17 protein-coding genes are annotated in these 16,411 nt (G+C 75.1%); 9 read left to right on the top strand and 8 right to left on the bottom strand.

Annotated features, from left to right (window positions below; translation table 11 throughout):
- Positions 1-69 precede the first annotated feature (69 nt).
- Entirely contained in the window at positions 70-666 is a 597-nt protein-coding gene (locus BLU95_RS09785; RefSeq protein WP_231978501.1) for a winged helix-turn-helix domain-containing protein, read from the bottom strand.
- 665 nt (positions 667-1,331) lie between these two features.
- Between BLU95_RS09785 and paaA the strand changes: the two genes are divergently transcribed.
- From paaA to paaE, 5 genes are read left to right on the top strand one after another with little or no spacing between them, the layout of a single operon-like run.
- Entirely contained in the window at positions 1,332-2,453 is a 1,122-nt protein-coding gene (gene paaA / locus BLU95_RS09780) for a 1,2-phenylacetyl-CoA epoxidase subunit PaaA (protein ID WP_502689818.1), read from the top strand.
- Entirely contained in the window at positions 2,450-2,743 is a 294-nt protein-coding gene (gene paaB, locus BLU95_RS09775; RefSeq protein ID WP_030391930.1) for a 1,2-phenylacetyl-CoA epoxidase subunit PaaB, read from the top strand. The genes paaA and paaB overlap by 4 nt, the downstream gene beginning before the upstream one ends.
- 17 nt (positions 2,744-2,760) lie before the next feature.
- The gene (paaC, locus tag BLU95_RS43940) at positions 2,761-3,642 is read left to right on the top strand and encodes a 1,2-phenylacetyl-CoA epoxidase subunit PaaC (protein WP_093859663.1); all 882 of its coding nucleotides are present in this window, start codon (positions 2,761-2,763) and stop codon (positions 3,640-3,642) included.
- A 5-nt stretch (positions 3,643-3,647) separates the two neighbouring features.
- Positions 3,648-4,187, top strand: a complete 540-nt coding sequence (paaD, locus tag BLU95_RS43935) for a 1,2-phenylacetyl-CoA epoxidase subunit PaaD (RefSeq protein WP_231978499.1) — start codon at positions 3,648-3,650, stop codon at positions 4,185-4,187.
- A gap of 2 nt (positions 4,188-4,189) precedes the next feature.
- Positions 4,190-5,407 (top strand): 1,2-phenylacetyl-CoA epoxidase subunit PaaE, encoded by a 1,218-nt coding sequence (paaE, locus tag BLU95_RS09760; RefSeq protein WP_093859662.1) that lies wholly within the window; start codon positions 4,190-4,192, stop codon positions 5,405-5,407.
- An 88-nt stretch (positions 5,408-5,495) separates the two neighbouring features.
- Here paaE and BLU95_RS09755 read toward each other — a convergent pair whose 3' ends face one another.
- Together BLU95_RS09755 and BLU95_RS09750 are read right to left on the bottom strand one after the other, a co-directional pair.
- Positions 5,496-6,707 (bottom strand): NAD(P)-binding domain-containing protein, encoded by a 1,212-nt coding sequence (locus BLU95_RS09755; protein WP_093864757.1) that lies wholly within the window; start codon positions 6,705-6,707, stop codon positions 5,496-5,498.
- A 216-nt stretch (positions 6,708-6,923) separates the two neighbouring features.
- Positions 6,924-7,298 (bottom strand): YbjQ family protein, encoded by a 375-nt coding sequence (locus BLU95_RS09750; protein ID WP_045938048.1) that lies wholly within the window; start codon positions 7,296-7,298, stop codon positions 6,924-6,926.
- A 147-nt stretch (positions 7,299-7,445) separates the two neighbouring features.
- Between BLU95_RS09750 and BLU95_RS09745 the strand changes: the two genes are divergently transcribed.
- Both BLU95_RS09745 and BLU95_RS09740 read left to right on the top strand, forming a co-directional pair.
- Positions 7,446-8,378: a hypothetical protein gene (locus BLU95_RS09745; RefSeq protein WP_159424834.1), complete on the top strand. Its 933-nt coding sequence runs from the start codon at positions 7,446-7,448 to the stop codon at positions 8,376-8,378.
- Between the two features lie 180 nt (positions 8,379-8,558).
- Positions 8,559-9,236, top strand: coding sequence for an aminoacyl-tRNA hydrolase (locus BLU95_RS09740; protein WP_093859660.1), 678 nt, complete (start codon positions 8,559-8,561; stop codon positions 9,234-9,236).
- 66 nt (positions 9,237-9,302) lie between these two features.
- On the opposite strand, the gene BLU95_RS09735 is transcribed toward BLU95_RS09740, so the two are convergent.
- Together BLU95_RS09735 and BLU95_RS09730 are read right to left on the bottom strand one after the other, a co-directional pair.
- Positions 9,303-10,067 carry a hypothetical protein gene (locus BLU95_RS09735; protein WP_093859659.1) on the bottom strand — a complete coding sequence of 255 codons (765 nt, stop codon included), beginning with the start codon at positions 10,065-10,067 and terminating at the stop codon, positions 9,303-9,305.
- Complete coding sequence (locus tag BLU95_RS09730) at positions 10,064-10,972, bottom strand: ABC transporter ATP-binding protein (RefSeq protein ID WP_093859658.1); 909 nt, start codon at positions 10,970-10,972, stop codon at positions 10,064-10,066. The genes BLU95_RS09735 and BLU95_RS09730 overlap by 4 nt, the downstream gene beginning before the upstream one ends.
- 139 nt (positions 10,973-11,111) lie before the next feature.
- Here BLU95_RS09730 and BLU95_RS09725 point away from each other — a divergent pair, with 139 nt between their 5' ends.
- Positions 11,112-12,377, top strand: coding sequence for a sensor histidine kinase (locus BLU95_RS09725; protein WP_093859657.1), 1,266 nt, complete (start codon positions 11,112-11,114; stop codon positions 12,375-12,377).
- Entirely contained in the window at positions 12,374-13,039 is a 666-nt protein-coding gene (locus BLU95_RS09720; RefSeq protein ID WP_093859656.1) for a response regulator, read from the top strand. The genes BLU95_RS09725 and BLU95_RS09720 overlap by 4 nt, the downstream gene beginning before the upstream one ends.
- Positions 13,040-13,117: 78 nt before the next feature.
- Here BLU95_RS09720 and BLU95_RS09715 read toward each other — a convergent pair whose 3' ends face one another.
- From BLU95_RS09715 to modA, 3 genes are read right to left on the bottom strand one after another with little or no spacing between them, the layout of a single operon-like run.
- Positions 13,118-14,191, bottom strand: a complete 1,074-nt coding sequence (locus BLU95_RS09715) for an ABC transporter ATP-binding protein (RefSeq protein WP_093859655.1) — start codon at positions 14,189-14,191, stop codon at positions 13,118-13,120.
- A 55-nt stretch (positions 14,192-14,246) separates the two neighbouring features.
- Entirely contained in the window at positions 14,247-15,197 is a 951-nt protein-coding gene (locus BLU95_RS09710; protein WP_231978498.1) for an ABC transporter permease, read from the bottom strand.
- Positions 15,194-16,060, bottom strand: coding sequence for a molybdate ABC transporter substrate-binding protein (gene modA, locus BLU95_RS09705; protein ID WP_093859654.1), 867 nt, complete (start codon positions 16,058-16,060; stop codon positions 15,194-15,196). Before modA ends, BLU95_RS09710 begins: the two co-directional genes overlap by 4 nt.
- Positions 16,061-16,411: the final 351 nt, after the last annotated feature.

The raw sequence follows: 16,411 nt of genomic DNA, 5'->3' as shown, positions 1-16,411 counted from the left end.
ACCGTTCACGACGGCTGGCGGCTGGCAGATGATGAAATCTGTCAGCCGTCAGCCGTCAGCCGTCAGCCGTCAGCGCGTCGCGGCGTCCCCGCCGGTGTCCGCGAGCAGCGGGAAGAGCCGGGTGACGGCGGCGACGGGATGCGTCCCGGTGTGCGGTTCGCGCTGCCGGTAGGGCGCGATCAGGGCGCGGACGGCGGCGCCGAGGTCGGCGAGTTCGTCGCTGGTGAGGTGCAGGACGTCGCTGGAGGTCTGGTCGCGCTGCCATTCGGTGGGCGCGGCGGAGCGGTTGGCGAGCCAGTGGCGGTAGCTGCCGTCCTCCAGCTCGGCCGCCGGCTCGGGGGTCGGATCGTCGCCGGCCCGCCCGGCCGTCGGCGAGCCCGGCTCACCGGGCATCAGCGATCCCGTCCATCGCAGCCGCCACGGGCGGGAACGGCCGTCCCCGGTCGGCGCCTCCTCGATCACCCCGTACCGGGCCAGCTGCCGGAGGTGGAAGGAGCACGTTCCGGAACTCTGGCCGAGCATCTGCGCGGCCTGGTTCGAGGTGATGCTGCCCCACTCGGAGATCAGGTCGAGCAGCCCGGCGCGGATCGCGTGCTGCGGCAGCGGCCGGGAGGGAGCTCCGCTCCGGAGGGCGGCCGGTTCGGCGGGAGTGTTGTGGGTGGTCACTTTGCAAAGCCTCCACTTTGCAAAGTTCCTTGGCAAGTCCGGACCGTGCCGATCCACGGCTGGGCCAGTGTTTGCAAGGAATTCGCGGCCCTGGTCGGCTCGCGAGGGAGCTCGAGTGACCGCTTCTCCACACTTTGCAAAGTGTGTACTTTGCAAAGTGTGGGGCAGTGACGAGCAGCGGACCGGGAGCTGGAGCCGACATCCACCGGATCGCCGGTGCCTGCTCCTCGGCGCCGCGGTGCCCGATGCGGCACCGCGGCGCAGAGAACGCTGAAAGCCGGCAAGTCAGCAGTGGGCCACATCCTCGACCCCGTGCTCGGCCAGCTGCCCGCCGGGGCGCGTCGGCCGGTCGAGGCGGAGGGGGAGGCCCGGCACGTCCGTCGCGCAGTCGCAGTCGCAGTCGGCCGGTGGCCGGCGGCGGCGCGTTCCACTCGGCCGGCCTGAGCCCCCGGGGCCTCGGGCCCGGCCTTCGCCTTCCCCGGGCCCCGCCTTCCGTGTCCGCCCCGCCCCCCGCCCCCGCCCCGCCCTCGGGTCCGCCGCCCCGACATCGGCGGTGCTCCCTTGTCAGTCGCCCGTCCCACCGCGCACAATGGTACCGACCGAACGGTCAGTCGGTTGGCGGCCCGCCGACGGGGTGGGGACACAGGCAGCGAAAGGGGACCGTGGTGACAGCAGAGGTGGCCGAGCGGCCCGGGGCATCGCCCGAGGAGGCGTTCGAGGCCGTCATCGCCGCGGAGCAGCGCATCGAGCCCCGCGACTGGATGCCCGACGCCTACCGGGCGACCCTCGTCCGCCAGATCGCCCAGCACGCCCATTCCGAGATCATCGGCATGCAGCCCGAGGGCAACTGGCTCACCCGCGCCCCCTCCCTGCGGCGCAAGGCGATCCTGCTCGCGAAGGCCCAGGACGAGGCCGGCCACGGCCTGTACCTCTACGCCGCGGCCGAGACGCTCGGCGTGGACCGCGCCGAACTCACCGAGAAGCTGATCTCCGGCCGCCAGAAGTACTCCTCGATCTTCAACTACCCGACGCTCACCTTCGCCGACGTCGGTGTGATCGGCTGGCTGGTGGACGGCGCCGCGATCTGCAACCAGGTCCCGCTGTGCCGCTGCAGCTACGGTCCGTACGCGCGCGCCATGGTCCGGATCTGCAAGGAGGAGTCCTTCCACCAGCGCCAGGGCTACGAGCTGCTGATGACGCTGATGCGCGGCACCGAGGCCCAGCGGCGGATGGTCCAGGACGCGGTGGACCGCTGGTGGTGGCCGTCGCTGATGATGTTCGGCCCCTCCGACGCCGCCTCGCCGAACACCGCCCGTTCGATGGCCTGGCGGATCAAGCGGCACACCAACGACGAGCTGAGGCAGCGCTTCGTCGACATGACCGTGCCGCAGGCCGAGCACCTCGGCGTCACCCTCCCCGACCCCGGCATGAGCTGGAACGAGGAGCGCGGCAGCTGGGACTTCGGCGAGCCGGACTGGTCGGAGCTGAACCGGGTCATCCAGGGCCAGGGCCCGTGCAACGCCCAGCGCGTCGAACGGCGGCGGGCCGCCCACGAGGACGGCGCGTGGGTGCGCGAGGCGGCCACCGCGTACGCGGAGAAGCGCCGCGCCGAGGCCGCCCCGAGCACCGGGACCGACGTGAGAACGGCGACGGACGCGGCCACGCCCACGAACGCAGCCACGGCCACGGCGACGACCGCAGCCATGGCCACGACCGCGGGCGCGGAGCCGAACGCCGGCACGGCCGCGGACGCCGGCAAGAAGACGGAACAGGAGAACGGGAAGTGACCGAGTCCAAGGCCGGCTGGCCGCTCTACGAGGTGTTCGTGCGCCCCCGGCGGGGCCTGAACCACGTGCACGTCGGCTCCCTGCACGCGGCCGACGACCGGATGGCCCTGCTCGCCGCCCGCGACCTCTACACCCGCCGCAACGAGGGCGTCAGCCTCTGGGTGGTCCGCTCCGACGCCATCACCGCGTCCACCCCGGACGAGCGCGATCCCTTCTTCGCGCCCAGCGGCGACAAGGTCTACCGCCACCCGACCTTCTACGACATCCCCGAGGATGTCCCGCACATCTGACCGGGAGCAGCCGAACCATGACCGACGACCACGTGTACCTGAGCCTCGCCGAGGCGTCCCCCGAGCCCGAGGGCGAGGGCCGCTGGGCGTACGGGACGGGCTTCGCCGACCCGCTGCTCGGGGTGGACACCGCCGTCCCGTCCGGGCTGGACGGGACCGACCTCGCGGCGTACTGCCTGATGCTGGGCGACGACGCGCTCGTCCTCGCCCAGCGCCTCATCGAGTGGTGCACCCGCGCGCCCGAACTGGAGGAGGAGGTCGCGCTCGCCAACCTCGGCCTCGACCTCCTCGGCCAGGCCCGCCAGTTGCTGACCCGGGCCGGGCAGGCGGACGGTTCCGGGCGGACCGAGGACGACCTCGCGTACTGGCGCGAGGAGCACGAGTTCCGCAACGTCCGCCTGGTCGAGGCGCCGAACGGGGACTTCGCGTACTCGATCGCCCGCCTGCTGCTGTTCTCCACCGTCCGCGGCGCGCTGTACGAGGCACTGGCCGGGCACGCCGATCCGGTGCTGGCGGCGGTCGCGGCGCGCGGGGTGAAGGAGCTGGCCTACCACCGCGAGTACGCCACCGCGTGGACGCTGCGGCTCGGCGACGGCACGCCGTACTCGGCCGCGCGGATGCAGGCCGGTCTGGACGCGGTCTGGCCGCTGCTGGAGGAGCTCTTCACCGCGCACCCGGTCGAGCTGCGGGTCGGGGTGGACCCGGCGACGCTGCGCGAACCGGTGCTGCGCTCACTGGCGGCGGTGCTGGCGGAGGCCGGGCTGGCCGTGCCCGACGTGGCGGGGCTGGCGACCGTCGGCGGCCGGGCGGGCCGGGACGGGGTGCACAGCGAGGCCCTGGGCCTGCTGCTCGCCGAGCTGCAGGTGCTGGCCCGCGCGCACCCGGGCGCGACGTGGTGACGGCCGTGGCCGGGGAGCGCGCGTCGAGCGGGGCGGCCTGGGCGGTGGCGGCCGCCGTGCCGGACCCGGAACTGCCGATGCTGACCCTGGCCGACCTCGGTGTGCTGGCCGACGTCGAGGTGGCCGGGGACCCGCAGGACCCGGTGGTGACCGCCTGGATCACCCCGACCTACTCGGGCTGCCCCGCCGTCGCCGAGATGGCCGCCGACGTGGACCGGCGGCTGCGGGCGGCCGGGTTCGCGGACGTCCGGGTCCGGCTGCGGCTCGACCCGCCGTGGTCGACCGACCTGATCACCCCCGAGGGCCGGCGCAAGCTCGCCGAGGCCGGCATCGCCCCGCCCCGGCCCGGGGGCGGCGCGGCGGCCGGCGGCGCCACTCTGCTGAGTCTGGGCCCGACCCGGGTCGCGACCGCCGCGCCCGTCGCCTGCCCGCTCTGCGGCGGTACCGACACCGAGGAGCTGTCCCGCTTCGGCTCCACCGCGTGCAAGGCGCTGTGGCGCTGCCGCGAGTGCCGCGAGCCTTTCGAACGCGTCAAGGAGATCTGAGCATGGCCGCCGTTCCACCAGCAGTCCCGGCAGTCCCGGCAGTCCCGGCAGTCCCGACGGTCCCACCGTCGTTCGAGCAGTCGTCCGCCGAGCAAGCGTCCGCCGAGCTGCCCCCCGCCGAGCCGTCGCCCGTCCGCCCGGCCCGCCGGCCGGCGTTCCACGCCCTGCGGATCGCGGCGGTGGAGCGGCTCTGCGACGACGCCGTCGCGGTGACCTTCGCGGTGCCCGACGGGCTCACCGAGGCGTTCGCGTTCCGGCCGGGGCAGACACTGACACTGCGCCGGGTGGTCGACGGGGTCGACGAGCGCCGCTCCTACTCGATCTGCGCCCCCGTCGGCGGCCCGCTGCGCATCGCCGTGCGCGAGGTGCCGGGCGGCCTGTTCTCGCGCTGGCTGGTGCGGGACGCCGGGCCGGGGGAGGAGGTGGAGGTGCTGACGCCGTCCGGCCTGTTCACCCCCGACCTCGGCCGGCCCGCCGACCATGTGCTGCTGGCCGCCGGTTCCGGCATCACGCCGATGCTGTCCATCGCCGCCTCCGTGCTCGCCGCCGACCGCGCCTCCACCGTCACCCTGCTCTACGGCAACCGGCGCAGCGACACCGTGATGTTCGCGGACGAGCTGGCCGATCTCAAGGACCGCTACCTGGGCCGGTTCCAGCTGGTCCATGTGCTCTCCCGGGAGACCCGGGACGCCGAACTGCTCAGCGGACGGCTCGACCCGGAGCGGGTCAAGGCCCTGCTGCGGGCGCTGGTGGACGTGCCGGCGGTCGGCCACTGGTGGCTCTGCGGGCCGTTCGGGATGGTCACCGGGGCCAAGGAACTGCTCGCCGGCCTGGGCGTGCCGACGGACCGGGTGCACCAGGAGCTGTTCCACGCCGAGGACGAGCCGATCGGCGAACGCGCCGACGACACCCCCGGCGCGGCGGACGGGGCCGAGGGCGTCGAACGCAGCGAGGTCACCGTCGTCCTGGACGGCCGGGGCAGCACGCTCAGCCTGCCGCGCGACCGGTCGGTGCTGGACGGCGCGCAGCGTTCCCGGCCCGACCTGCCGTTCGCCTGCAAGGGCGGGGTGTGCGGGACCTGCCGTGCCCTGGTCACCGAGGGGGAGGTGTCGATGCGGCGCAACTTCGCCCTGGAGGAGAAGGAGCTGGCGGCCGGCTACGTCCTCACCTGCCAGGCCCGTCCGGTGACGGACCGGGTGACGGTCGACTACGACCGCTGACGGGCCGCCCGGCGGCGCCCGCCCCCGGGAACGGTGCTGCTCGCCCGCCCCCGGAACGGCGCCGCCCGCCCGCCTCCCGGGCCGGCCGCTACCCCGCCGTCGGCGCCCCGGCCACCGTCACCGCGACGGCGGCCGGGGCGCCGAGCAGCCCGACGATCTCGTTGACCGCCGCCCGGCCGGCGCGGTTGGCGCCGACGGTGCTGGCGGACGGCCCGTAGCCGACCAGGTGGACCCGGGGGTCGGCGGTGGCCCGGGTGCCGGTCAGCGCGATGCCGCCGCCCGGGGAGCGCAGGCCGAGCGGGCCGAGGTGACCGACCTCGGGGCGGAAGCCGGTCGCCCACACGATCGCGTCGACGGCGAGTTCCTCGTCGCCCCAGGCGACCCCGTGCTCGGTGAGGCGGTCGAACATCGGCCGCCGCCGCAGCGCGCCCAGCTCCTCGGCGCGGCGGTAGGCCACCGACGGTCCGAGCCCGGTGACGCTCACCACGCTGCGCACCGGCAGCCCCTGGCGGACCCGCTCCTCGACCTTGGCAACCACGGCTCGCCCGTACTCGGGGGTGAACGGTCCGGCGTGGTAGACCGGCGGGGTGCGGGTGACCCAGACGGTCTCGCCGACCGCCGCGACCTCCGACAGCACCTGGATCGCCGAGGCGCCCCCGCCCACCACCAGGACCCGCTTGCCCGCGAACTCCTCCGGCCCCCGGTAGGCGGCGTAGTGCAGCTGCCGTCCGGCGAACCGGCCCGGGTAGTGGGGGAGGAAGGGCCGGGTCCAGGTGCCTGTGGCGTTGATGAGGGCCCGGGCCGACCAGGTGCCGGAGTCGGTCTCGACGAGCAGCCGGGCGTCGGGCCGCGCCGATTCCGAGCGCACCGCCAGGACCCTCACCGGGCGCACCACCGGGAGCGCGTGCTGTGCCTCGTACGCCGCGAAGTACCCCGGGACGACGTCGCGCGCCGCCGCGTTCGGGTCGACCTCGGGGAGTTCGACGTCGGGCAGGTCGTGGAAACCGTGCACGGTGGCCATCCGCAGCGACGGCGACCGGTGGGCCCAGGCGCCGCCGGGGGCGTCGTCGGCGTCGAGCACGACGAACCCGCCGCCGGTGCCGCCCGCCGCGCCTTCCCCGCCCGCCGCGCCTTCCCCGCCCGTCGTGCCCGCCCCGCCGTCCCCGACGGCTTCGCGGAAGGGTGCGAAGCCGCGTCGGCGCAGGTGGTAGGCGGCCGAAAGGCCCGCCTGGCCCGCGCCGACCACCACGACGTCGACCCGGCGGACCGGGCCGGAGTTGGTTGCACCGTAAACAGTCACGCCCGTGAAACATCCGGTGCGCGGCGGGTGTTCCCAGCCGCTGCCGGGCCGGGAAGACCCGCCGTCGGCCGGGGAGATCACCCCTGCGGTCCCGTGCGCGCGGACCTCCGTGCCGACGTCCGCCGCCTCCGTGACGTCGAACCGGAACGTCGGTACCGCGTTCCCCGGCCGCAGCCCGTCACCAGCCCGGCAGCTGCCGGGCCGGACCGCCCCGGCTCAGGCCGTGGCCGGGGAGATCACCACCGCGGTCCCGTACGCGCAGACCTCCGTGCCGACGTCCGCCGCCTCCGTGACGTCGAACCGGAACATCAGGACCGCGTTCCCGCCGCGCGCCTTGGTCTGCTCGACCAGCCGCTCCATGGCCTCGTTCCGGCTCTCCACCAGGGTCTTGGTCAGGCCGCGCAGCTCGCCGCCGACCAGCGACTTCAGCGAGGCGCCGATCTGGCTGCCGATGTGCCGGCTGCGCACCGTCAGACCGAAGACCTCGCCGATCACGTGGTCCACCCGGTAGCCGGGGATGTCGTTGGTGGTCACTACCAGGACCTGGGCGTCCGGGCGCTGCCCGCCGCCGTACTCGTCGATGTTTGCCATGGCGCCCATCCTGCGGGCGGTTCGACGCCGTCGAACAGAGGCGCGCGGGGGCGCGACCGGGAGAAGGCGGGGCAGTGACGGCGAGAACGCGTAGGGTAGCCGGAACAGACCGGTGATCGGACGGCCGAAAGGCCGTACCGTAGCCCCATGGGCGAGCGAAGCGATCATCCACAGGGGCCGGGCGCGGCGGAGGACTCCGGCGCGCAGGAGATCGAGGCGACGGTGGTCCTGGGACTGCGGATCACGAACTGGCCGGCGCTGCGCGCCGCGGCCATCGCGGCCGTGGAGGAACTGGACTTCGACGGCGTCGATCCGGCCGGGCAGCGCCGTGAACTGCTGCGCGAGGTGGCCGAGGACGCCAACGCGGCACTCGGCGCACTGCTGCACCCGGACCGGCTGGTGGCCGCGATCCCCGGGGTCGAGGCGGTCGGCGGCACGCTGGAGATCAGCGTCACCGAGGACTTCGCACCGGACTTCGCCGAGCTGTTCCCGCTGGACGGCGACGAGGAGGACGGCGGCAGCGCGGCCGGCGACTGGACCCTCACCCCGCGCACCGCGTGCCTGCTCCACGCCCAGTTGCTCGGGCTGGCCGACGCCGCCTACGACGACCTCGACGAGCACGAGGACGAGTCGGTGGCCGACGGCGAGGAGGCGGACTGGACGGTGTTCGGGAGGCTGCCGCAGCGCACTTGGCGGCTGCACCGGAGCTGGCGCCGCGCGATGGCCCGCACCTTCGACGACCTCGCCGACGACCTCGCGCTCGGCGAGTGGCCGCTCCCGCGCTGCCTGGCGGAGGAGATCGCGCTCCGGATGGCCCTGGTCGACGCCCGGACCCTGCTCGGGGCGCAGCCCGAGTCGGTCGCCGACATGATGGGCGACCTGCCCGCGGACCTCTACGACTACGACTGGGACGGCTGCCACGACGAGCTGTTCGGCGTCTACGGGCCGGACGACGGCGATCCGGAGCTGACCGCGGAGCAGCGCGCCGAGCTGCTGCTCACCGCCACCCACCCGGAGGGCTGGTTCCTGAACTACGACGACGCGGAGGAGCGGGACGCCCAGCGCGGCTACCGGCGCTGACCGGGCGCCCGGCTTCCGGCGCCACCGATCCGCGCACGCGATCCGGCGCCACCGATCCGGCGCCACCGACCCGGTGGCGCCGGTCCCCGGGCGTCCGGAGCCCCGCGGTGATCGCCCCGGGGCGGGGGCTGGCATGCTGGACCGGTGACTTCACCGTTCGACGCCCCCGTTCCCGACCCGATGCCCGAGGACCGCGACGCCCGGCAGCAGTACGTGCTGCCGCTGGTGGTCCGGACGGAGCGCGCGACGCCGCCCGGGCGGACCGACGCGCTGGAGACCTCGGCGCGGGCGGTGCTGACCCTGCTGAACGACCCGAGGGTGGTCGAGGCCGAGGGCGAGTGGGCGGAGCGGGTGCTGGCCTGGGAGGACGCGCGGATCCGCAAGGTGGTCCGGCGGGCGCGCGGCGGCGAGTGGCGCAAGGCCGGGGAGCTGCCCGGCATCACGGTGACGGGCCTGGAGGCGGAGGTGCGGGTCTTCCCGCCGGTTCCGCTGGACGGCTGGCCGAAGGAGCTGGCCAAGCTCCAGGTGTCGGGCACCGACCTGGAGGAGACCGGTCCGGTCGGTCCCGCGCCGACGGGTGTGCCGGTGCTGTGGCTGAACCCGGAGCTGGAGATGAGCGCCGGAAAGACGATGGCGCAGACCGGCCATGCCGCGCAGCTCGCCTGGTGGCGGCTGGACGACGCCCGCCGCAAGGAGTGGGCGGAGAGCGGTTTCGCGCTCGCCGTCCGCACGGCGACGCCCGAGGCGTGGGCGGACCTGGTGGCGAGCGGCCTCCCGCTGGTGCAGGACGCCGGCTTCACGGAGATCGCCCCGGGGAGCTGCACCGTGGTGGCGGACCACCCGGCGCTGCGCGACTGACCGCCGCCGGCCGCCCGCGCACCCGCCGCCGGACGCCAGGTGTCGCTGCCCGGTGGCGGCACGCCGTCACACCTCTTGACGGCGCAGCCGGTACAGCCCGCCCCAGGCCGCCGCGCCCGCCCACAGGGCCATGATCAGCAGGCCGGTCCAGTGCCCGTAGGCGATCTGCGGGTCGTCGCGGTAGAGCAGTGCGTACTGGCCGGCCCGGTCGGGCAGGAACTGCACGCCGTGCCGCACCACCGGGACACCGGACAGCAGCGGGGAGAGCAGGAAGACGGTGGGCAGCAGCAGGCCCATGGCCGCGGTGAGGTTGCGCAGGGCGGCGGTCAGCCCGAGGCAGAGCACCACCAGCAGGACCGGGTAGAGCACGCCGGCCGTGGCGCTGCGCACGAGCGCGGGGCCGTTCCAGCGCTCCGGTACGAACGCGGCGTAGCCGGCGAACGCCCCGGCCGTCCCGACCAGTCCGACCGCGAGGGCGACGGCCGCGCCGAGGGCGAGCTTGGCGCCGTAGAGGCGGCCGCGCTGCGGGACGGCGGTCAGGGAGAGGCCGATCATCCGGGTGCCGAACTCCTGGCCGAACAGCAGGACGGCGAAGCAGACCAGGGCCGCCTGGCCGAAGTTGAGGCCGTAGTGGACGCCCACGCCCGGGTCGGCGGTGATGCTCTCGTCCTTCCCGCCGAGGGTGGCCGCGACCGCGGTGGTGAACCCGACCGTGAGCAGCAGGCCGACCAGCGGGGTGATCCAGAGCGAGCGCAGGGTGGTGAACTTGATCCGTTCGGCACGCAGGGCGCTACGGACCGGGGAACCGGGCACGGTCGTCGCGGCGTTCACGCGGCCACCGCCCGGTACTCGACACTGTCGGCTGTCATCCGCATGAAGGCTTCCTCCAAGGAGTCCTGTTGGACGGCGATCTCGAACAGCACCACGCCGTCGGCGGCGGCCAGGGCGGCGACGGACTCGGCCGTCGCGCCGGTCACCTCCCAGGCGCCGTCCGCCGCGGGTCGCGCGTCCAGGCCCGAACGCTGAATCAGCGCGGCCAGCCGGACCGGGTCGACGGCCCGCACCCGGATCCTGGTCCGGCCGTGGCGGTCGATGAAGTCGGAGGTCGCCGCGTCCGCGAGCAGCCGGCCCCGGCCGATCACCACCAGGTGGTCGGCGGTCAGCGCCATCTCCGTCATCAGGTGCGAGGAGACCAGCACCGTCCGGCCCTCGGCGGCCAGTCCGCGCAGCAGCGTGCGGATCCAGCGGATGCCCTCCGGGTCGAGGCCGTTGACGGGCTCGTCGAGCATCAGCACCGGCGGGTCACCGAGCAGCGCCGCGGCGACCCCGAGGCGCTGGCGCATGCCGAGCGAGAAGCCGCGGATCCGCCGCCCGGCGGCCCCGGTCAGCCCGACCCGGTCGAGCACCTCGTCGACCCGGCGCTCCGGGAGGCCGTTGCTCGCGGCCAGCCAGCGCAGATGGCCGCGAGCCGTACGGCCGCCGTGCAGGGCCTGCGCGTCGAGCAGTGCCCCCACCCGCCGCAGCGGGTGGTCGAGTTCGGCGTACGGGCGGCCGTCGACCAGGGCCCGGCCCGCGGTCGGGCGGTCGAGGCCGAGGACCAGCCGCATGGTGGTGCTCTTGCCGGCGCCGTTGGGCCCCAGGAAGCCGGTCACCACCCCGGGGGCGACCTCGAAGTCGAGACCGTCCACCACCCGGGCCCCGCCGTACTCCTTGGTGAGTCCCTCCACCGTGATCACGAGCTGTTCTCCCTTCCTCCGTGCTTCGGTGACTCCATGGGACCGCAGCTCGGAGGCCCGGCGGATCCCGCCCGGGAGGGGATCTGCCTCCCTCCCGAGAGGGAGGCCGCGCACCGCGCTGACCTGGCAGGATGACGTGATGCCCCGAATACTCGCGCCCCTGTTGAGCGCCGCCACCTACGCGCGCTGGCTGCATCTGATGATCGGTCCGGTATTCGTCGGCGTCGTGCTGATGGTCTGGCCGGGCATCGAGGGGTGGAGCCGGGGCGAGCTGCTGGCACGGGCGGTGCCCGTGGACGCCGCGCTGCTGGGGCTGGCCGCGCTGGTGCCCGCGACGCGGCGGGCGGAGGGTGTGCAGGCGCGGCTGCTGCTGGTGCCCGACCGGGAGCGGGACATTGCCGTCGAGCCCTCCCGCAGCTGGGCCGACCGGCGGAGGACGGCGGCCTGGCTGGTCGGTCGGGTGCTCCTCGGCGGGCTCGTCGGCTGGGCCTCGGTCCTCGTGCCCGCCACCGTCGTCGACCTGGTCCTACGGCCGGGGACGGCGGTGTTCGGTCTGCGGGCGGACGGTGCGGACGGGCCGGTCCGGGCGCCGCTGCTGGCGCTGGTGCTGGCGCCGGTGCTGCTGTTCGGGCTCGGCTGGCTGGTGGTCTGGGGCGGCCGGCTCCAGCTGGCGATGGCGGTCCGGCTGCTGGGGCCGTCCCCGGCGGAGCGCCTGGCCGCCGCCGAGCTGCGCGCCGAACGCCTGCTGGAGCGCAATCTGCTGGCGCGCGAGCTGCACGACTCGATCGGCCACGCGTTGACGGTGACGGTCCTCCAGGCCGGGGCGGCGCGCGAGGGCGGCGACCCCGAGTTCGCCGCCAGGGCGCTGGAGGTCATCGAGGAGACCGGCCGGCGGGCGATGGACGACCTGGAGCGCACGCTCGCCCTGCTGCGCGACCCCGCCGACCAGGGCGTTCCGGGTGTCCCTGGGCGCGGCGCCGACGGCGACCGGGACGCGCGGGAACGGCCCGGGATCGACCGGCTCCCCGCCCTGTTCGAGACCGCCAGGGCAGCCGGCAGCCCCGTCGAGGCCCGGGTCGACGTCCCCGCCGGCGCCCTCCCCGGGGTGCTCTCCCGCGAGGGCTACCGGATCGTGCAGGAGGGTGTCACCAACGCCCTCAAGTACGCGCCCGGGGAGCCGATCAGCGTCCGTGTCGCGGTCCGGGACGGCAGCCTGGAACTGTGCTGCGCCAACGCCCTCCGCCCACCGTCCGCCCGCTCCCACGGGGGCTCACCGCGCCGGGGCGGCAAGGGACTTCGGGGCATCCGCGAACGGGCCGTTCTGCTGGGCGGCGAGGCCGCGGCCGGCGTCGAGTCCGGCGACTGGGTGCTGACCGTTCGGGTACCCCTACGCTTGGGCGGGTGACGATCGACATTCTGCTGGCCGACGACGAGGAACTCGTCCGGGCCGGCCTGCGGGTGGTGCTGGAGGCGCAGGGCGACCTGCGGGTGGTGGGGGAGGCGTCGGACGGCGCGGAGGCGATCGCGCTCGCCCGCCGCCTGCGCCCGCACGTGGTCCTGATGGACGTCCGGATGCCCGGCCTGGACGGCCTCGAGGCCACCCGCGAACTCGTCCGCGACGCCGCCGCGCCCGGCGGGTACGCGCCCAGGATCCTGGTCGTCACCACCTTCGAGATCGACGACTACGTCTACCGGGCGCTGCGGGCGGGCGCCGACGGCTTCCTGCTCAAGCGCACCCGGCCGAGCGAGATCGCCCAGGCCGTCCGGCTGGTGGCGGCCGGGGAGTCGCTGCTCTTCCCCGCCCAGATCCGCCGCCTCGCCGCCGGCCGGGGCAACCCGGCGGCGCGCGGGACGATGGCCCGCGCCGCGTTGACCGAACGCGAGAGCGAGGTACTGCGCCTGGTGGCCCGCGGGCTCACCAACGCCGAGATCGCCGAGCAGCTGTTCCTCGGGGTGCAGACGGTGAAGACGCACGTCAGCAGCATGTTGGCGAAGCTCGGCGCGCGGGACCGGACCCAGGCGGTCGTCCTCGCCTACGAGTCGGGGTTCGTGACGCCCAGCGAGTGACCACCGAGGCCCACGGCGGCAGGTCGGCAGGTCAGCAGGTCGGCGGGTCGGCAGAGCGGGGAGGGCGGTAGGCGGCGCTCAGGCCGGATAGGCGTGCGTCTGGGCGGCCTTGACCGCGGCCCAGACCGTGGAGCCGCGCGCCAGGCCCAGTTCGGCGGCCGCCGCCGGGGTGAGGTCGGCGGCCATCGGAACGGCTCCCGTCAGATCGGCCCGCACCTGGTCGCCGTGCAGGTCGAGCCCGTTGACCGTCAGTTCCCAGACGTTGCGCGCGCTCCCCTCCGGCCGTGAGCCGTGGAGCACGACGGCGGACGGCGGGAAGGCGACGAAGACCGGCCCGGACAGATCCTCGTCGGTGGTCAGCACGGCGCCGTCCGGCAGCGTCACCCGGTGCCCGGCCGAGGTGCCCCGGTAGAGGTTCAGCCCGACCAGCCGGGCGATGTAGTCGGTGCGCGGCCGCCGCGCGATCTCCGCCGGCAGGCCGGACTGCACCTCGCGTCCGCCCTCGATCACCACCAGCCGGTCGGCCAGCACCATCGCGTCCAGCGGATCGTGCGTCACCAGCACCGCGACCGCCTCGAACTCCGCCAGGTGGCGCCGCAGCTGTGCCCGCACGTCGAGCCGGGTGCGGGCGTCCAGGGCGGCCAGCGGCTCGTCCAGCAGCAGCAGCCGCGGCCGGACGGCCAGCGCCCGGGCGAGCGCCACCCGCTGGGCCTGCCCGCCGGAGAGCCGGGCCGGACGGGCGGCGGCGTGTTCGGCCAGGCCCATCCGCTCCAGCCACCCGGCGGCCTCGGCGCGTGCCTCGCGCTTGGAACGGCCCCGGCAGCGCGGACCGAAGGCGACGTTGTCGAGGGCACTCAGGTGCGGGAAGAGCAGGTAGTCCTGGAAGACCACACCGACCGGGCGTTCCTCGGCGGGCGTGTGCAGCCGCCGGGCCGGGTCCTCCAGGACGTCGCCGTCCAGCCGCAGGTGACCGGCGCCGAGCGGCAGCAGACCGGCCAGCGCGCGCAGGGCGGTGGACTTCCCGGCGCCGTTCGGGCCGAGCAGCGCGACCACCTCGCCGGGGGCGGCGGTGAGGGCGAGGTCCAGGGTGAAGGCGGCGCGGTCGACCCGCAGCCGGGCGTCCAGTCCGGCGGCGCCGGGGTGGGTGGTCATCGGCGTGGCGCTCCGGGAACGGGGAGGGTGACGGGGACGGGCGCGGCGGGCGGCCTCACGGCGCGGACATCCAGCGTTCGCGCAGGCCGGCCAGCACCGCGATCGACACCACCAGCAGCACCAGGGACAGCGCGATCGCTGCCTCCGGGTCCGACTCCATCGCGAGGTAGACGGCCAGCGGCATGGTCTGCGTGCGGCCCGGGAAGTTGCCCGCGAAGGTGATCGTCGCGCCGAACTCCCCGAGCGCCCTCGCCCAGGCCAGTACGGCCCCGGCGCCGATGCCCGGGGCGATCAGCGGCAGGGTGACCCGCCGGAAGGCCGTCAGCCGGGAGGCGCCCAGTGTCGCGGCGGCCTCCTCGTAACGCGGGTCGGCGGCGCGCAGCGCGCCCTCGACGCTGATCACCAGGAACGGCATCGCGACGAACGCCTCCGCGATCACCACGCCGGTGGTGGTGAACGGCAGGGTGATGCCGAACGCGGAGTCCAGCCAGGAGCCGACGATGCCGCGCCGGCCGAGCACCAGCAGCAGCGCGACGCCGCCGACCACCGGCGGCAGTACCAGCGGCAGCGTGACCAGGGCCCGGACCAGCCGCCGACCCGGCAGCTCGGTGCGGGCCAGCAGCCAGGCCAGCGGCACGCCGAGGACCAGCGACACGGCGGTGGCGGCCGTCGCGCAGACGAGCGAGAGGCGCAGCGCCTCCCACACCTGCGGGCTGGTGAGCTGCTCCGGGAGCGCGCTCCAGGGCGCCCGGACCAGCAGCCCGACCAGGGGGAGGACGAGGAACGCCAGGCCGAGCAGCGCGGGGAGCAGCAGGGCCGCCGGCACCCGGCCCGCCCGCCGCCGGCCGTGGCGGCGCGGCCGACCGGACCCCGGGGCAGGCCCCGGGCCGGAGCCCGGGACCGCGTCGTGGCCCGAGGAGCCCCCGGACCCGGCACCGCCCGCCGTGCCGTCGGCCGTGCCGCCCGCCGTGCCGCTGCCGTCCGCGCGGCCGGTGCGACGGATCACGGCGCCTGGAAGCCCGCCGCGGTCAGCACCTGCTGCGCCTCGGACGACTGGATGTAGGCGACGAAGGCGGCGGCGCCGTCCTTGTTCGGCGCCTTGGCCAGGGCGGCGATCGGGTAGTCGTTCACGGCCTTGGCGGCCTCGGGGAACTCCACGCCGTCGATCTTCGCAGCATCGGCCTGCACATCGGTGCGGTACACGAGCGAGGCGTCGACCTCGCCGAGTTCGACCTTGGTCAGCGCGCCCTTGACGTCCTGCTCCAGGGTGACCGGGGTGAGGTTGACGTTGGCGGCCTTGAGCGCGGTCAGCGCGGCGGCGCCGCAGGGCACCTCCTTCGCGCACAGCGCGACCTTCACGCCCGGCGCGGCCAGGTCGGCGAGGCCGGCGAAGTGCTTGGGGTTGCCCTTGGGGACGGCGATGGCGAGGGTGTTGCGCACGAAGGTTTTCGGCTCGCCGGTTGCGCCGCCCGCGTCGGTGACGGTCTTCATGGTGGCGGGGCTGGCGGCGGCGAACACGTCGGCCGGGGCGCCGGAGTTGATGCTCGTGGCGAGGGCCGAGCTGCCGCCGAAGTTGAAGGTGACCTTGGCGCCGGGGTTGGCGGCCTCGAACTTCTTGCCGAGCTCGGTGAAGGTCTCCTTGAGCGAGGCGGCGGCGAACACGGTGACCGTCCCGGTGGCCTTCGGGACGCCGGCCGCGCCCGTGCCGGTGCCGGTCGCCGCGCCCGTGCCGGGAGCGGCGGGGGAACTGCTGCCGCTCTTGGCGTCGGTGTCGCCGTTGCTGTTGCAGGCGGTGGCGCCGAGGGCGAGGACGAGGGCCGCGGCCGCGGTGGCGGTGAGCCTGCTGGCGGTGAGTCTGCGGATGGTCATTCCTTGGCTTCCCCTCCTGGGCGCGCCGGGAGGGGCGCGGGGTCAATGCCGCAGGTGCGGCCATTACGCCGATCATAGTGCCGCATATGCGGGCCGAATTTCGTCTGTCTCATCGCACAGGCCAGGGATGCCGAAGCGGGTGGCGGGTCTGTCGGAAGACGCAAGAGGCCCCGGGGCGCCCCCGTGGGAGCAGGCGCCGCGTCCACGGCCACGGTCGCACCCGGAGCGGGCGCCGCGTCCCGTCGTGCGCCACCTCCGAGGGGCGCGGGGCGGACGACGAGCGCGGGGTGGCGCGCGTCGGCAGCGTCCTGTGCGCCCCTTCTGTGCCGATTACCCGGCGGTTACGTTGGG

Source organism: Streptomyces sp. TLI_053 (genome assembly GCF_900105395.1).
Lineage (GTDB): Bacteria > Actinomycetota > Actinomycetes > Streptomycetales > Streptomycetaceae > Kitasatospora.
Note: the sequence above shows the minus strand (reverse complement) of the source record. Positions and strands in the feature narration are given on the sequence as shown.

Coding starts and splice junctions, on each gene's coding strand:
- paaC (WP_093859663.1), top strand. CDS start 2,761: ATGACCGACGACCACGTGTACCTGAGCCTCGCCGAGGCGTCCCCCGAG.
- paaE (WP_093859662.1), top strand. CDS start 4,190: ATGGCCGCCGTTCCACCAGCAGTCCCGGCAGTCCCGGCAGTCCCGGCA.
- BLU95_RS09750 (WP_045938048.1), bottom strand. CDS start 7,298: ATGGCAAACATCGACGAGTACGGCGGCGGGCAGCGCCCGGACGCCCAG.
- BLU95_RS09745 (WP_159424834.1), top strand. CDS start 7,446: ATGGGCGAGCGAAGCGATCATCCACAGGGGCCGGGCGCGGCGGAGGAC.
- BLU95_RS09740 (WP_093859660.1), top strand. CDS start 8,559: ATGCCCGAGGACCGCGACGCCCGGCAGCAGTACGTGCTGCCGCTGGTG.
- BLU95_RS09725 (WP_093859657.1), top strand. CDS start 11,112: ATGCCCCGAATACTCGCGCCCCTGTTGAGCGCCGCCACCTACGCGCGC.
- BLU95_RS09715 (WP_093859655.1), bottom strand. CDS start 14,191: ATGACCACCCACCCCGGCGCCGCCGGACTGGACGCCCGGCTGCGGGTC.
- modA (WP_093859654.1), bottom strand. CDS start 16,060: ATGACCATCCGCAGACTCACCGCCAGCAGGCTCACCGCCACCGCGGCC.